General features: G+C 55.4%; 14 protein-coding genes and 1 other annotated feature. Of the genes, 13 read left to right on the forward strand and 1 reads right to left on the reverse strand.

The window, feature by feature from the left end:
• Positions 1–85: 85 nt before the first annotated feature.
• The 6 genes from nadD (at position 86) to leuS (ending at position 6236) form a co-directional block, all read left to right on the forward strand.
• Positions 86–673, forward strand: a complete 588-nt coding sequence (gene nadD / locus PRECH8_RS03220) for a nicotinate-nucleotide adenylyltransferase (RefSeq protein ID WP_200965647.1) — start codon at positions 86–88, stop codon at positions 671–673.
• Positions 663–1232 carry a bis(5'-nucleosyl)-tetraphosphatase (symmetrical) YqeK gene (gene yqeK, locus PRECH8_RS03225; RefSeq protein ID WP_200965648.1) on the forward strand — a complete coding sequence of 190 codons (570 nt, stop codon included), beginning with the start codon at positions 663–665 and terminating at the stop codon, positions 1230–1232. The genes nadD and yqeK overlap by 11 nt, the downstream gene beginning before the upstream one ends.
• 5 nt (positions 1233–1237) lie before the next feature.
• Entirely contained in the window at positions 1238–1585 is a 348-nt protein-coding gene (rsfS, locus tag PRECH8_RS03230; protein WP_200965649.1) for a ribosome silencing factor, read from the forward strand.
• The gene (locus PRECH8_RS03235) at positions 1582–2508 is read left to right on the forward strand and encodes a CvfB family protein (RefSeq protein WP_200965650.1); all 927 of its coding nucleotides are present in this window, start codon (positions 1582–1584) and stop codon (positions 2506–2508) included. Before rsfS ends, PRECH8_RS03235 begins: the two co-directional genes overlap by 4 nt.
• Complete coding sequence (locus tag PRECH8_RS03240) at positions 2486–3283, forward strand: class I SAM-dependent DNA methyltransferase (protein ID WP_242457416.1); 798 nt, start codon at positions 2486–2488, stop codon at positions 3281–3283. The genes PRECH8_RS03235 and PRECH8_RS03240 overlap by 23 nt, the downstream gene beginning before the upstream one ends.
• A 95-nt stretch (positions 3284–3378) precedes the next feature.
• Positions 3379–3673, forward strand: a binding site (T-box leader).
• A 121-nt stretch (positions 3674–3794) separates the two neighbouring features.
• Entirely contained in the window at positions 3795–6236 is a 2442-nt protein-coding gene (gene leuS / locus PRECH8_RS03245; protein ID WP_200965651.1) for a leucine--tRNA ligase, read from the forward strand.
• Positions 6237–6277: 41 nt separating this feature from the next.
• Here the strand turns inward: leuS and comER are convergent, their stop codons facing one another.
• Entirely contained in the window at positions 6278–7108 is an 831-nt protein-coding gene (comER, locus tag PRECH8_RS03250) for a late competence protein ComER (RefSeq protein ID WP_200965652.1), read from the reverse strand.
• 120 nt (positions 7109–7228) lie between these two features.
• Between comER and PRECH8_RS03255 the strand changes: the two genes are divergently transcribed.
• From PRECH8_RS03255 to holA, 7 genes are all read left to right on the forward strand, one after another.
• On the forward strand, positions 7229–7780 hold the full coding sequence (locus PRECH8_RS03255) for a ComEA family DNA-binding protein (RefSeq protein ID WP_200965653.1): 552 nt from the start codon (positions 7229–7231) through the stop codon (positions 7778–7780).
• Between the two features lie 96 nt (positions 7781–7876).
• Entirely contained in the window at positions 7877–9169 is a 1293-nt protein-coding gene (locus tag PRECH8_RS03260) for a homocysteine synthase (RefSeq protein ID WP_200965654.1), read from the forward strand.
• 18 nt (positions 9170–9187) lie between these two features.
• Positions 9188–9691: a deoxycytidylate deaminase gene (locus tag PRECH8_RS03265; protein ID WP_200965655.1), complete on the forward strand. Its 504-nt coding sequence runs from the start codon at positions 9188–9190 to the stop codon at positions 9689–9691.
• Between the two features lie 120 nt (positions 9692–9811).
• Entirely contained in the window at positions 9812–12370 is a 2559-nt protein-coding gene (locus PRECH8_RS03270; protein WP_200965656.1) for a DNA internalization-related competence protein ComEC/Rec2, read from the forward strand.
• A gap of 265 nt (positions 12371–12635) precedes the next feature.
• Positions 12636–13184 carry an RNA polymerase sigma factor gene (locus PRECH8_RS03275; protein WP_200965657.1) on the forward strand — a complete coding sequence of 183 codons (549 nt, stop codon included), beginning with the start codon at positions 12636–12638 and terminating at the stop codon, positions 13182–13184.
• Entirely contained in the window at positions 13181–14182 is a 1002-nt protein-coding gene (locus tag PRECH8_RS03280) for an anti-sigma factor (RefSeq protein ID WP_200965658.1), read from the forward strand. The genes PRECH8_RS03275 and PRECH8_RS03280 overlap by 4 nt, the downstream gene beginning before the upstream one ends.
• Complete coding sequence (holA, locus tag PRECH8_RS03285; protein WP_200965659.1) at positions 14179–15213, forward strand: DNA polymerase III subunit delta; 1035 nt, start codon at positions 14179–14181, stop codon at positions 15211–15213. Before PRECH8_RS03280 ends, holA begins: the two co-directional genes overlap by 4 nt.
• The last annotated feature ends 77 nt before the right edge of the window (positions 15214–15290 follow it).

Raw genomic sequence — 15290 nt, forward strand, 5'->3', positions numbered from 1 at the left:
GCTCATACGAATGCTGATAGGATTAGCAGGATATCAAAACATCAACACCGAGAAGGACAGAGCGATAGATGGGAGGACGGAGCGGATGAAGATCGGCATCATGGGCGGGTCCTTCGATCCGATTCATCATGGTCACCTGCTGGCGGCGGAGCATGCGGCGGAGGCGGCGGATCTCGATGAGGTCTGGTTCATCCCCTCGCATGCTGCACCCCATAAGGATCAACGGCCGCGGGCGTCGGATGAGGACCGCCTGCACATGGTGAAACTGGCGATCGCCTCCAACCGCCGGTTTCGTCTGCTGGATTGGGAGATCCTGCGCGGCGGAGTATCTTATTCGATCGAGACGGCAGAGATGCTGAGACAAACCTACGCATCCGATGAATTTTACTGGCTCATCGGTGCGGATATGGTGCAGTATCTGCCCCATTGGCACCGCATCGAAGAGCTGTGCCGGCTGCTCCGCTTCATCGGTTTTGCCAGACCCGGCACAACGATCGACTTGGATGAACTTAAGCCGGAGATTAGAGACAGTGTGCAGATCGTGCAGATCCCGCTTATCGAGATCTCTTCGACGGAGATCCGCAGGCGCATCGCTGCGGGACGTTCGATTCGTTATATGGTGCCGGAGCCCGTCCTGGAATATATAGAGGAGAGGCGACTGTATGGATCGTGAACAATTGATGGGATATGTACGGAATCAGATGCCCGAACGGCGGTGGCTGCATACCCAGGGTGTGATGGAAACAGCTGTTCGTTTGGCCAAGCAGTATGGCGCGGATCCAGAGAAGGCGGAACTTGCTGCATTGCTGCATGATCTGGCGAAGTACTGGCCGATCGACAAACAGCGGGAGATGGTCAGAGTGCATGGGCTGTATCCGGATATGTTGGATTATGACGATGTGCTGCTGCATGCCCATGTCGGCGCGTACGTCGCGAAGACCGAGCTGGGGATCGAAGATGAGGAAGTGCTGGATGCCATCCGCTTCCATACCTCCGGCAGAGAGGAGATGACCCTGCTTGACAAGGTGATCTGCTTGGCGGATTATATCGAGCCGGGGAGGGAATTCCCCGGGGTGGATGGGATTCGCAGGCTGGCCGAGCGGAGCCTTGAAGAAGCGCTGATTGCGGGTTTTGATTCGACGATTCGATATCTGATCGCTCAGGGCAAGAAGATCTATCCGCTGACGGTCTTAACCAGGAACAGTCTGATCGACCAATTAAGGGGGCAGTGATAACGATGAGTATTTCTTCGAACGAGTTGTTGAAGATCGTAATTGGAGCATTGGAGGACAAAAAGGCGCTGGACATCGTCACGCTGAACTTGCATCAGATCTCATTGGTGACGGACTATTTCGTGATCTGCCACGGCAATTCTGAACGGCAAGTGCAGGCGCTGGCTGATGAGGTTGTGGAGCAAGCGGAGAAGGCCGGCTGCGCAGTGCATGGCATCGAGGGATTGGATTCGTCGCGCTGGGTGCTGATTGACCTTGGGGATGTGGTCGTTCACGTGTTCCATCGGGACGACCGGGAATATTATAATCTGGAACGGCTTTGGTCGGATGCTGAAGTGGTCGAGAGCGTATGAACCGAACGTTAGAAGCGGGATCCTTCTATGAACTGACGGTGGAGCGCGAAGTGTCCCCAAACGGGTACTTCCTGTCCGACGGCCGGCAGGAGGTCCTGCTTCCTTACGGGGAAGCGGCGGGGGAAGTCAAGACCGGCAGCCGCCTGCGGGTGTTTCTCTTCCATGACAACAAAGGAAGGATGACGGCGACGATGCGCGAGCCCCTGATTGCGATGGGAGCGATCGCGTCCTTGGAGGTGGCCGATATCCAGCCGCGGCTCGGCTGTTTCCTCGAGATGGGCATCGGTCGCCAGCTGCTTCTGCCCTATACGGAACTGCCCAGGATGCAAGAGCTTTGGCCTAAGGTCGGCGACGAAGTCTATGTGAAGCTGGACCATGACAAGCAAGGGCGCATGCTGGCGAAGCTGGCGGACGAGGAGGATCTTGCGAAGCTTGTCGTACGCGCGCCGATGGCATGGCGCAATACTTGGGTGGAAGCACGGGTATATAAGCCCCTCAAACACATGGATTTCCTCCTTATCCCCGGCGGCGTGCTCGGCTGGGGCGTGATGGCGATGCTGCATCAGACAGAACGGACGCGGCTGCTCCGTCTCGGCGAGCGGGTGAACGTTCGCGTGACCTATGTACGTGAAGACGGCCGGGTGAACGTCTCGATGCGGCAGCCGAAGGAGATTAGCCGCGAGGAAGATGCGGCGCTGCTGTTTCGCTTTCTCAAGGAGCGGCCTAACGGCTCCATGCCCTATTCCGATGAGACGCCGGCGGATATCATCCTGAGACGGTTCAACATCAGCAAAGGGGCCTTCAAGCGGGCGCTGGGGAAACTGATGAAGGAAGGGCTCATCGAACAAGAGGGCAGCTGGACGCACTTGACGGAGAAGGGGCGTAATACAGCATCAGTTGATGAAGGGGAAGAGCATCAGTAAGGAGCGGTTGGATATGAACGAAGCCTATCAACACCACTTCGCGCAAGTGTATGACCGGCTGATGGACGAGATGCCCTTGGACAAGTGGCAGCAGTTCATCCGCGAGGCATGGGCGAAGTATGGATGTGGCCCGAGAATCGTTGTCGATCTCGGCTGCGGAACAGGACGGCATACGCTGGCGCTGGCAGAGGATGTTCATAGGATGTACGGCATCGACCTGTCCGAATCCATGCTGGCTATCGCTCAGGAACAGGCCGCGCGCACTTCTGGCGGGAGGAACATCACCTGGCTGCTGCAGGATATGCGCGAATGGCAGATCCCAAGCCAGGCGGACGGTGTTCTCTGTTTGTGCGACGGCATCAACTATTTGCTTGCGGACGAGGATGTGAAAGCGGCCTTCTCTTCCACTTATGATGGACTGCGTGAGGGAGGGCTGTTCCTGTTCGATGTGTTGACGCAGCACCAATACGAACTCTATGCGGCGGGTCAGCCTTATACCTATGATGTGGAGGATCTGGCTTATATATGGTATGCGGATTGGGATGAGCATAACCGAGTGATCTCCCATGATCTTACCATCTTCTCGCGGGTTGATGCGGAGTCGGAGATGTTTCTCCGCTTCCATGAATTCCATCAGCAGAGAGCCTACGATTTGCAGCAGCTGACCGTCTGGCTTAAGGAGATCGGTTTTCGCAGGATTGAAACCTTTGCTGATTACACCTGGCAGCCGATCCGTGAAGATACGGCGAGGGTCTGCTTCTGTGCCGTAAAATAGCGGCGAGCTGGGGATACTTGACATCGCAAGCGCAGGGAACGTATAATGGCAACAAGAATAAACGATATTTGATATCGAATCAGACAATCGATAGGCTAACAGCGAGGAAGAGGAGCAGTAGCATCTGTATGCAGGCTCTCAGAGAGTCGGCGGTTTGGTGCGAGCCGACAGCTGCTGGATGTGAACTCGCCTCTGAGCTGGTGAAAGATCGGTTATGCGGGCCGCTGCGGACGGAGCGTCATGGAAGGCAAGACGACGGCTTGGGCGGCTGACGGATCATCGATTATACCTTCATCCGTAACCCCTGCGTTAAAGGGCAGAGTGAGTACGAACGAAGCACGTTCGTGCTAACTAGGGTGGTACCACGGGAATCGACCTCTCGTCCCTAGCTGTGATCGGTGATCGGCTAGCGATGAGAGGTTTTTTGATCAGATCAAGCAGCATGGGAAGCACTGATTAAGTCAGATTTATTGGTAAATCAGCTTCTTTAATACAATTGGAGGTTTAGAGGATGACACAGGATCAGAATCAATCAGCCAAGTACAATCACCGGGTAATCGAACCGAAATGGCAGCGTTACTGGGAAGAGAACAAGACGTTTAAGACCTTGGATGATGACAGCAAGCCGAAGTTCTATGCCCTTGACATGTTCCCTTATCCATCGGGAGCAGGGCTGCACGTCGGCCATCCGGAAGGGTATACGGCTACGGATATCATCGCGCGCCTCAAGCGGGCACAAGGTTATAACGTCCTCCACCCGATGGGCTGGGATGCCTTTGGCCTGCCGGCTGAGCAGCACGCCCTCGAGACCGGACAGCATCCGCGCGATATCACGGTGAAGAATATCAACAATTTCCGCCGTCAGATCAAATCCCTCGGCTTCTCCTACGATTGGGACCGGGAGATCAGCACGACGGATCCGGACTACTACAAATGGACGCAGTGGATCTTCCTGCAGCTCTATAAGCGGGGGCTGGCTTATGTCGCTGAAGTACCGGTGAACTGGTGCCCGGCGCTGGGTACAGTGCTCGCCAACGAAGAGGTCATCGACGGCAAGAGCGAGCGCGGCGGACATCCGGTGATCCGCAAGCCGATGCGCCAGTGGATGCTGAAGATCACTGAGTATGCAGAGCGCTTGCTGGAGGATCTGGAGGAACTGGATTGGCCGGAGAGCATCAAGGAGATGCAGCGCAACTGGATCGGCAAGTCCGAAGGGGCGGAGGTGGACTTTGTCATCGATGGAACGGACAAGGTCCTGAAGGTATTCACGACCAGACCGGATACGCTGTTCGGGGCGACTTACTGTGTCATGGCGCCGGAACACAAGTGGGTGGATGAGATCACCTCTCCGGAGCAGAAGGAAGCGGTGCAAGCCTACAAGGAACAAGCAGCCCGCAAATCCGACCTGGAGCGGACGGATCTTGCCAAGGAGAAGACAGGCGTCTTCACGGGAGCTTATGCGATCAATCCGGTCAACGGCAAGAAAGTTCCGATCTGGATCGCCGACTATGTCCTGGCTGGATACGGGACGGGAGCGATCATGGCGGTGCCAGGCCACGATCAGCGCGACTGGGAATTTGCGACGAAGTACAACCTGCCGATCATCGAGGTCGTAGAGGGCGGGGATCTGTCCAAGGAAGCCTATACCGGCGATGGCATCCACGTCAACTCCGACTTCTTGAACGGCCTTAACAATGAGCAAGCGATTAAGAAGATGATCGAATGGCTGGAAGAGAACGGGAAGGGACGGGCGAAGGTTACTTATAAGCTACGCGACTGGCTGTTCAGCCGCCAGCGCTATTGGGGTGAGCCGATCCCGATCCTGCACCTTGAGGACGGCACGATGAAGCCGCTCGATGAGAGCGAACTGCCTCTGCTCCTGCCGGATGTGGATGAGATCCATCCGTCGGGTACAGGAGAGTCTCCGCTGGCGAATGTGGAGGAATGGGTCAACACCGTCGACCCGGAGACGGGGATGAAGGCTCGGCGCGAGACCAATACGATGCCGCAATGGGCGGGAAGCTGCTGGTACTATATCCGTTTCATCGATCCGCATAACAAGGAGCAGCTCATCGATCCGGAGTTGGCGAAGAAATGGCTGCCTGTCGACCTGTATATCGGCGGTGCAGAGCATGCGGTGCTGCACCTGCTCTATGCGAGGTTCTGGCACAAGGTGCTGTACGACATCGGCGTGGTGCCTACGAAGGAACCGTTCCAGAAGCTCGTGAACCAAGGCATGATCCTCGGCACGAACAATGAGAAGATGAGCAAATCCCGCGGCAACGTCATCAACCCGGATGATATCGTCGAACAATACGGTGCGGATACCCTCCGCATGTACGAGATGTTCATGGGCCCGCTGGAGGCGACGAAGCCGTGGAACGAGAGCGGTGTCGAAGGAACTTACCGCTTCCTGAACCGGGTATGGAGACTTTATGTCGGTGACGACGGTCAGTTGAACCCGAAGATCGGTGATGTGCCGACAGACGAATCCTTCCTGCGCGTATGGCACAAGACGATCAAGAAGGTTACGGAGGATTACGAGAACCTTCGCTTCAACACCGCGATCAGCCAGCTGATGATCTTCGTCAATGAAGCTTACAAAGCCGAGCGTCTGCCGCGCAAAGCGATGGAGGATTTCGTGCAGCTCATCGCACCGGTCACCCCGCATATCGCGGAAGAACTCTGGGAGCGGCTTGGCCACACCGGCGGCATCTCCTATGTACCGTGGCCGCAATACGATGAGAAGTACACCGTTGACGATGAAGTCGAGATCGCGATCCAAGTGAAGGGCAAGATCGTCGACCGCATCAAGATCCCTGCCGACCTTGATGAGCAGGGCATGGAACAAGCAGCCCTGTCCAGCGAAGCGGTGCAGCAAGCGATCAGCGGCAAGACGATCCGCAAGGTCATCGCCGTCAAAGGACGCCTCGTGAACATCGTCACCAATTGACATATGAATATGTAATCTTCACAGCGACCTCACAGGACGGGTTAAGCTTTTTGTCCGTAAAAAAGCGACTCAACTTTGCTGAGGTCGCTGTTGTATTTGGCGTGGGTGGTATGAATCAACTGCTGGAACATCCCATCCAGATACGATTGCATGAGCAGAATCCCCTCGGCGGTGATGCCCCCGGGCACGCAGACTCTCTCCTGCAGGGAAGCAGGCGTGAACCCCTTCTCGGTCAAGAGCTTGGCGGTACCGAGCATCATATCGCTGACGAGGCGGGTGGCCTCCTCCCGCTCGATTCCGGTGATCTCCACGGCAGCATGGACGAATTGCTCAGCAAAAAAACACAGAAAAGCAGGACCGCAGCTGGACAGGTCCGAAGTGATGCGTGTGTGCTGTTCCTCGATGTGATGAGGCGTGCTGATCTTGGAAAACAATGATTCCAGCCATTCGCGGTCACTCGGCAGCATCCGCTCGCTGTACATGCATAAGGCAGCGCCGCTTAATGCGTAGTTTGTGATGCTCGGGATGACCTTCGCGATCTTGCAGGGCAGGAGATCTTCCAGATGTTTGATCAGAACGGGACTGGTAATCGAGACGACGATCTTCTCCGGCGTTGCCCAGGGGGCCAGATCTTCAATGACATGCTTATATTCATGGGGCTTGACGCAGATGAAGATGGTCTTGCACAGGCGGGCGATCTGCCCGTTATCCGCTGCCGCGCGCAGACCGGGGAAACGATCGGCCAAGCGGAGCACCTTATCCAGCGATCGGTTGCCGGCGATGATCTGCTCAGGATCCAAAGCCCCTGATTCGATGAATGCCTCGATGAGGATACTGCCCATGCTGCCGGTTCCGATGAATCCGATCTTCATGTTGAACCCTCCCAGTTAGAGAACTCACATACTTTTACTAAATATATGTACATATAGCTCGGACCTATGAATGATTCTATAATGGTGCAACCAATACAGTCCGTCTCAGGAGTGATGTGATTGATCAGATCAAGCCGAATCCCGTCGTTCCTCTTCTCTCTCTGCCTGCTGCTGGTGCTGGCAGCCGTCGGCTATTGGCTGCTGTCGGAGCTTCTGCCGCCGCCGGCCGGCTGGTCGGATGAAGCCGTATGGCTGCCCGTTGAACGGCGTTTGGCCGAGGAAGAGGTGCAAGAGGAGGACGGCGGCCAGACGACGTTTGCTGAAGGTGAACAGTCAATACCGGAGGTCAGCAGGCGGCAGCCGGCAGGCAAGAGTCCTTCGCCGATCTTGCAGGATGAGCCGCTGGATGAGCAGAAGGATGAGAGGCCGCTTGGCGCTGATCTAGAAGCATGGGCTGACGACGCATCCGATGATTCCACGCTGATTCCGCTCAACACAGCGGACGCGGAGATGCTTCAGCTTCTTCCCGGCATCGGTCCGGCCAAGGCGCAGGCGATCATCGAGCACCGCGATCAGCACGGCGTCTTTACAAGCTTGGATCAGCTGTTGGAAGTGAAGGGTATCGGCGAGAAAACCCTTGCCAATATCAAGCCTTTGCTTAAATTGGATTAAACTCATCGGAATAGTGAGTTACCTCTTTTCAAGCCATGAAGTTTATGAGACAATAGATGCGATATATTCACTTATCCTTTCCTGGAGGGATCATGCATGACTGAGGAACGTAAGCTTCAACTTGAAACCTTGGCTGTTCATGCCGGACAGCAGCTGGATCCGACAACCATGTCTCGTGCGGTTCCGATCTATCAGACGACATCTTATGGTTTTCGGGATACAGATCACGCAGCTAACCTGTTCTCTTTGGCTGAAAGCGGCAACATCTATACGCGGATTATGAATCCGACGACGGACGTCTTCGAGCAGCGTATGGCCGCATTGGAAGGAGGGGTAGGTGCACTTGCGCTGTCCTCGGGACAAGCAGCGATCACCTATGCGATCTTGAATATTGCGGAAGCGGGGGATGAGATCGTATCTTCTTCCAGTTTGTACGGCGGTACATACAACTTGTTTGCGATTACGCTGAAGAAGTTCGGGATCAATGTGATCTTCGTCGATCCCGATGATCTGGACAACTTCCGCAAGGCGATCACACCGAAGACGAAGGCCATCTTCGCAGAGACGATCGGCAACCCGCGCGGGGATGTCCTGGACATCGAAGCGGTGGCGAAGATCGCCCATGAGAACGGCATTCCGCTGATCGTGGACAATACGTTCCCGAGCCCATACCTGCTCAGACCGATTGAGCATGGGGCGGATATTGTCGTGCATTCGGCGACGAAATTCATCGGTGGACACGGCACGTCGATCGGGGGAGTCATCATCGACGGCGGCAAGTTCGACTGGAAGGCCAGCGGCAAGTTCCCGGGACTGACGGAGCCGGATCCAAGCTACAACGGCCTGGTGTATGCCGATGCCCTTGGACCGCTCGCCTACATCATCAAAGCCCGCGTGCAGCTTCTGCGCGATATCGGTGCATCCTTGTCGCCGTTTAACGCCTTCCTGCTCCTGCAAGGATTGGAGACGCTGCACCTGCGCATGGAACGCCACAGCGCCAATGCGCTGAAGGTCGCTCAGTATCTCGAACAGCATGATGCTGTTACGAGCGTCAGCTATCCTGGCTTAAGCTCACATCCTTCCTATGAGCTGGCGAAGAAATATCTGCCGAAGGGGGCGGGCGCGATTCTGACCTTCGAGATCAAGGGAGGCATCGAGGCAGGCAAGAAGCTGATCAACAGTGTGAAACTGTTTAGTCATCTCGCCAACGTCGGGGACAGCAAGTCCTTGATCATCCACCCTGCCAGTACGACGCATTCGCAGTTGAATGAGGAGGAGCTTGCTGCTGCAGGAGTTACGCCGGGTATGGTGCGCCTGTCCGTAGGTACGGAGCACATCGATGATATCATCTACGACCTCGAGCAAGCGATTGCAGCCAGCCAGCGTTAAGGAAGGGAAGATCTTCGCATGACATCGCTTCGTAAGGATTGGGATACGTACTTCATGGACATCGCCTTCATGGCTTCGACGAGGTCCCGCTGCAGCCGGCGCCGTGTCGGCGCCGTGCTGGTGCAGGGCAAGAAGCTGCTCGGAACGGCCTATAACGGTGCGCCGTCGGGCGTTCCGGACTGCGAAGAAGCGGGTTGCATGCTGGTCGAAGAATATGAGCTGCAAGTTCAGGACAACGGGGAAGAACAAGTGGTGAAGAAACAGCGCTGCGTACGCACGATCCATGCGGAGCAGAACCTGCTTTTGTTCACCGACCGCAGCGACCGGGAGGGGGCGACGGTGTATGTGACGGACCAGCCTTGTTGGACCTGTGCGAATATGCTCGCGAACAGCGGCGTCACAGAGATCGTCTACTGCCGTGAGTATAAGAAGGACCAGGACAAGGTCAGCAAGCTGATGAAACAGAAAGGCATCCATTTCCGGCAGCTCGTCGGTTATGAGCCGCCGGCAGGTACCGCCTAATTGTTGCATGTGATAGGACGCTGAATATTGATTTAAGAGGAAGCACCTCGATTCCGGATGAAGGAATGGGGTGTTTTTTATTGCTTTAATTGCTGGGAACCATGGAACGGGAGGGCGAATATGCGGTCACAGGCGGGATTTTACGGCACTTGCGCTTGTATGATCGGCGGGCTCGCAGCGGGACTTGCAGGGCGAAGCTGGGCGATCGGTTGCGTGCTGCTCTTTTGCATCGCTTCCCTATATTATACGAAGCGTTCCTTCGATGACCTAAGCATTCGTCATCGCTTGTTCATCCTCTCCTTAACGCTTCTATCCATCGTGTATGGACTGGCATGTGAACAGATGAACCGCACGTCGCTGCCTGATGCCATGAACGGGAGGATCGTTGAGGCGGAAGGGACGATCGTGTCCGGCATCAAGCTGGACGGTGACAGATTGTCCTTCCAATACCGTGTCAGCAAGCTGAGAACGCCTGATGCGCGAAGCGCCTACAGTCATGCAGCTGGCAGAGGTACAGCGGAAGAGGATGTTGAAGAGATCCGGGATCTTCATGAGAAGATGCAGGTGACGATCTATCTGGAATCGCAAGCGGAACAACAGGAAGCTGCGTCCTGGATCCGCGGCATGGAGATCCGGCTAACGGGGGAGCTTCAGATTCCGAGTTCAGCACGGAATTTTGGCGATTTTGATTATCGTTCATATCTTAAGAAACAGCGCATCCACTGGCAGATCCGGATGGAGGGGATGTCCTCCATCGTGATCAAGTCAAGACCCGGGCTGAGCGGTCAACTGTTGCTCGGTTCGATCGACCGCTTCCGGAATCATCTTACGGATCTTGTGTGGTCATTATATGATGAACGCTATGCGGGCTTTATGCAGGGGCTGTTAATCGGGGATCAGCAGAGGCTGCCGCAGGACCTGTATGATCAATTCTCCGATATCGGGATGACCCATGTGCTGGCGATCTCCGGACTGCACGTCGGCGTATTCACCGCGGGCTGCTTCTGGATGCTTAAGCTGCTCCGGCTGACCCGTGAGAAGATCTACGCCGTCAGCTTCGCCCTTGTCCCGATGTACGTGCTGGGCACAGGTGCATCTCCATCGGCGGTGCGCGCAGGCTTGATGGCGATGCTGGGCCTTGTTGCCCTGCGCCTCGGCCGCTGGAAGGATACGCTTCGTTTCTTGCTGATCGCAGCCGTTGGGATGTTAATGGTGAACCCTTATTTTCTCTACAATATCAGTTTCCAGCTGTCCTTCGTTGTCACCTTCGGTCTGATCTTGCTTGTACCGCGGATCGCTGGGATGATTCGCCTGCGCTCCGCTGCCATCTCCGGTTCTCTTGCCGTGACGGCCGCTGCCCAGATCTTCTCCTTCCCCATCGTGATCTATTATTTTCATCTCCTCCATCTCCTCTCCCCGGCGGCGAACCTGCTGCTGGTGCCGCTGGTAAGCGTGCTGATCCTGCCCCTCGGCATGCTTTCACTGCTGCTTGGAGTGGTGCATACCGCTCTCGGTGCATGGCCGGCAGCCATCGCTTCGCTGGCAGCGGAAGGGCTCTTTCGGGCCGTCGAATGGACCGCCGGCTGGCAAGGGCTGCTAACGATCTGGCCGAGAGTGCCCTTCTGGTGGATCGCGGCCTATTATCTTCTGATCCTCTTCCTGTTCATCGGTCTGCCCCGTCTCAAGGGCCTGATCAGCCGTCGTCTGTTGAAGATGCTGGTGCTGCTGACAGGTTCGCTGTTTATCTCCCTGCTTCTATATGCTCAAATCGGCGATCGCTGGAGGCAAGCGGGGATCGTCAGTGTCCTGGATGTGGGGCAGGGGGATGCCATCCTGATCCGCACCCCGCATGGGCGGCATCTATTAATCGACGGCGGCGGCACGTTCCGCTTCGGCGAGCAAGAAGCATGGCGAGCCCGCAGGGATCCCTATGAAGTAGGCAAGGATACGCTCGTGCCATTGCTCAGGCGGCGCGGCATCCAACGGCTCGATGCGGTGATCGCAACGCACTTGGATGCGGATCATATCGGCGGTCTGCATGCGGTTTTGGAGAACATCCCGACGGAACGAATCCTCTACAACGGCACGACCAAGGATTCCGCTTATGCAGATCGTCTGGTACACACAGCCAGAGAGAAGGGAATACCGCTGATCCGTGTATCCGCAGGAAGGACGTGGCAAGCGGATAAGGACACAAGACTCCAATTTCTCCATCCCATCGTGGATCAGGAGGGAAACGGTGAAGCAGTTCCAGAAGTAAGCGATCAGAATGGGGCTTCCGTCGTGTTCTTGCTGCAGATGCAGGATGCCTCCTTTCTCTTAACAGGGGATATCGGTTCGGCGGAGGAGCGCAAGGTGATCGACTATATTCAAGAAGCGGGAGCCAGGAATGTTCTCCTTCCGGACAAGCGGTTCATCGACGTGCTGAAAGTCGCACATCACGGCAGCCGCTACAGCACTTCCGATGATTGGCTCGGCTACTGGCAGCCGGCGGTTGCTGCGATCTCCGTGGGGCGCAACTCCTACGGACATCCATCGGAGGATGTATTGGGCCGGCTGATGGAGCATGGCGTGAAGATGTACCGCACTGATGAGCACGGAGAGATCCAATTCATGTCATCCGGCGGGAAGCTGTATCTACGAACCAAATACTGGGGAACAGAGGGCGAGCATCCATAGGATGAGCACCCATAGAGGATGACTGCAAGATCATGAATACAAAAAACTTTGAGAAGCATCCGAATCAATCCTTAACAACCTATGAATATATGACTCTCATAGCAGTGATCTTACCGAAACAGCCGCCGCCGCAGCACGAGTGAATTCTTGGCTGTATACGCCTAAGCAAATATTTGTTATTCTTATTACATGAAAATATCGCGAGCCGCGTGCAACTTATCAAGGGAAAGTACCGTCTATTAGGGTGCTAGGAAGGAGGATCCTGGTGGTAGAGCAAGAACTGATCAGGTCTGCTCAATCGGGTGATCGCGACGCTCTTATCCAGCTGCTTCGGGAGATCGAGTCGCATGTCTACCGGACAGCATACTATATACTAGGCAATGAGCAGGATGCCATGGATGCTGCTCAAGAAGCACTAATTCGCATATACACCAAGATTGATTCGTTCGAGGAGAAAGCGCGTTTTAAGACATGGGTTCAGAGGATTGTGACGAATATCTGTATCGACAAATTCCGCAGAAACAAACCAACGGTATCCATCGATGAACACAACCTCACCTTCACCTCCGATCACAGCGTGGAGGATGAGGTGGTTGCAGCTTATGTATCGCAAGACGTTCGCGATGCGATCAACAAGCTTTCTGATCATTATCGAGCGGTTGTGGTTTTGCGTTATCTGCAGGATTTTTCCTATAACGAGATATCAGAATCGTTAGGCTTGCCTTTGAACACCGTCAAATCTTACTTATTCCGAGCAAGACAACAGCTGCAAGTGCTGTTGCAAGACTATTTGAAGGGTGGTGTTGGGGGATGAATTGTCACGAGGTGATGGAATATATGCAGCGACAGCTGGACAACGACTTGTCAGAAGCCGAGCAAACCTTGTTCGAGTTGCATCTGCGCAGCTGTGCAAGCTGCCGCACTGCGATGGAACGATTACAGCGACTGGCTGACGAGCTGTCGCATCTGCCCGAGGTTCATCCGCCCGTAAGCCTGGTCGATGCGATCCTGCCCAAGCTTGCCGAGATCGATCGAGAGCGGGAGGCTGCGTCGGTCGTACCGCTGCCGCATGGAGCAGAAGAACGCGGACAAGATCGTAAGATGAGTAATGTCAGAAGGTCAAGGCGTAAGACATATGGAGTGATTGGCGGTGTGGCTGCGGCAAGCCTGCTGCTCGGCATCGTGATATCTAACTTCAACGGTGCATCCCAGCAGCTTGCTGATAACAGCCTCACCACTGATGTGATGAGTTATAACCGCGAGACGGCATCGGATATGGCAACATTGATGCAAGATACCGCTTATGACGACGGAGAACCGAGATTAAGGGCAGTTGAGGAGAAGCATGCTTCAACGACAGGGGAAGTCGAACCCTCGGTGTCGGGGGCGGCGCCGGATGCCGGCGGGGAAGCAGGTCCGAGACAGCCTGCAGGGGGCGATGGACTCGATATTCAACCGGCCTTGAATGCCGAGCTGCGAGGCGCCTCGGAAGAACCCGCATCACCGCCCGAGCCTCATGACGAGATGGGCTTCGGCTTTGAGATCATCGATGTGATCGACCAACATGGAAGCGTGGCCGGCGGTTTGGCTTCGCCGGACGGTTCTTATTCGGCCTATATCGAGAACGGCACCGTTGTTGTGCTCGATGCGGACCAAGAGCGCATCTATGTCTCACAATCCTATGCGGATGGGGAGATCATCGATCTGGAGTGGGCCGGCAATGAGCGCCTCACCTTTAAGATCCAAAGCGGTCAGACCGTAGAGACTTACTATATCGATGTGGCCAGCCGTGAGGAAGGGAAGGCATCATGATTGCGGCAGCTGATGCCAACCAACGATTGCAGGAAGCGGCCGCCGGCCGCGTACAACCGATCTATGTCTGTTACGGGACAGAGACCTACCGTTTGGAGCGTTTCGTCGAAGCGCTGATCGATGCCTTGCTGCCGTCGGAATCCAGGGAGTTCTCATTCAGTAAGTACGACTTGTCTCAGACGCCCCTGGCAGAAGTGCTCGATGATGCGGAGACCGGCTCCTTCTTCAGCGAGCGCAAGGTGATTCTTGCGGAAGAAGCTTTATTCTTAACCGGTGCCAAACCCGTCAGCAAGGTGGATCATGATACCGATCGGTTCGCGAAGTATCTGGATGCACCGTCGGATCAGTCCGTCATTATCTTCACGGTGCATCATGAGAAATTAGATGAACGCAAGAAAATTGTCAGAATGTTGAAAAATATGGGTTCCCTTGTTCGCTTCGCCGAGTTATCGGAAGTTGAGCTGGCAAATTGGGTCGAGCAGCAAGCAGCCAGCGGCGGATGCCGATTCTCGCCGCAAGCGGTAGAGCGCTTACTCGCTGCCGCGGGCACCGATATGCAGGTGCTGAGTAACGAGATCGAGAAACTGGTGCTCTACGCCGGCCGCGGCGGTGTTATCACTGCGGAGCTGATCGACGAGCTGGTCGTGAGGAATTCGGAACAGACGGTCTTCATGCTGGTCGATGAAGCGGTGAAGCGCAGGCCGGAACAAGCGCTGTCGATGCTGCATGAGCTGCTCAAGCAGCGGGAGGAACCGATCAAGATTCTGGCGCTCATCGCCAGACAGTTTCGCATCATGATCCAGGTCAAACAGCTGGCTGAGCAGGGGATGTCCTATTCCCAGATCGGCGGGATCATCGGCCTTCCCCCATACCCTGTGAAACTCGCCCATGGCATGAGCAGATCCTATAATATGAAGCAATTGATGACTTGTTTGCACAAGCTGGCCGATCTGGACTATCGCATGAAGCAAGGTCTGGTCGACAAGACGCTGGGCCTTGAGCTGTTCATCTTAGAATTGGCGGCGTCGTAAGACGCCGTACAATCGCCGTATAATCATAAAGGCTGCATGCTTAAAGTATCATTTACCTTAAGCATGCAGCCTTTTGA

The organism is Insulibacter thermoxylanivorax (assembly GCF_015472005.1).
GTDB lineage: Bacteria > Bacillota > Bacilli > Paenibacillales > DA-C8 > Insulibacter > Insulibacter thermoxylanivorax.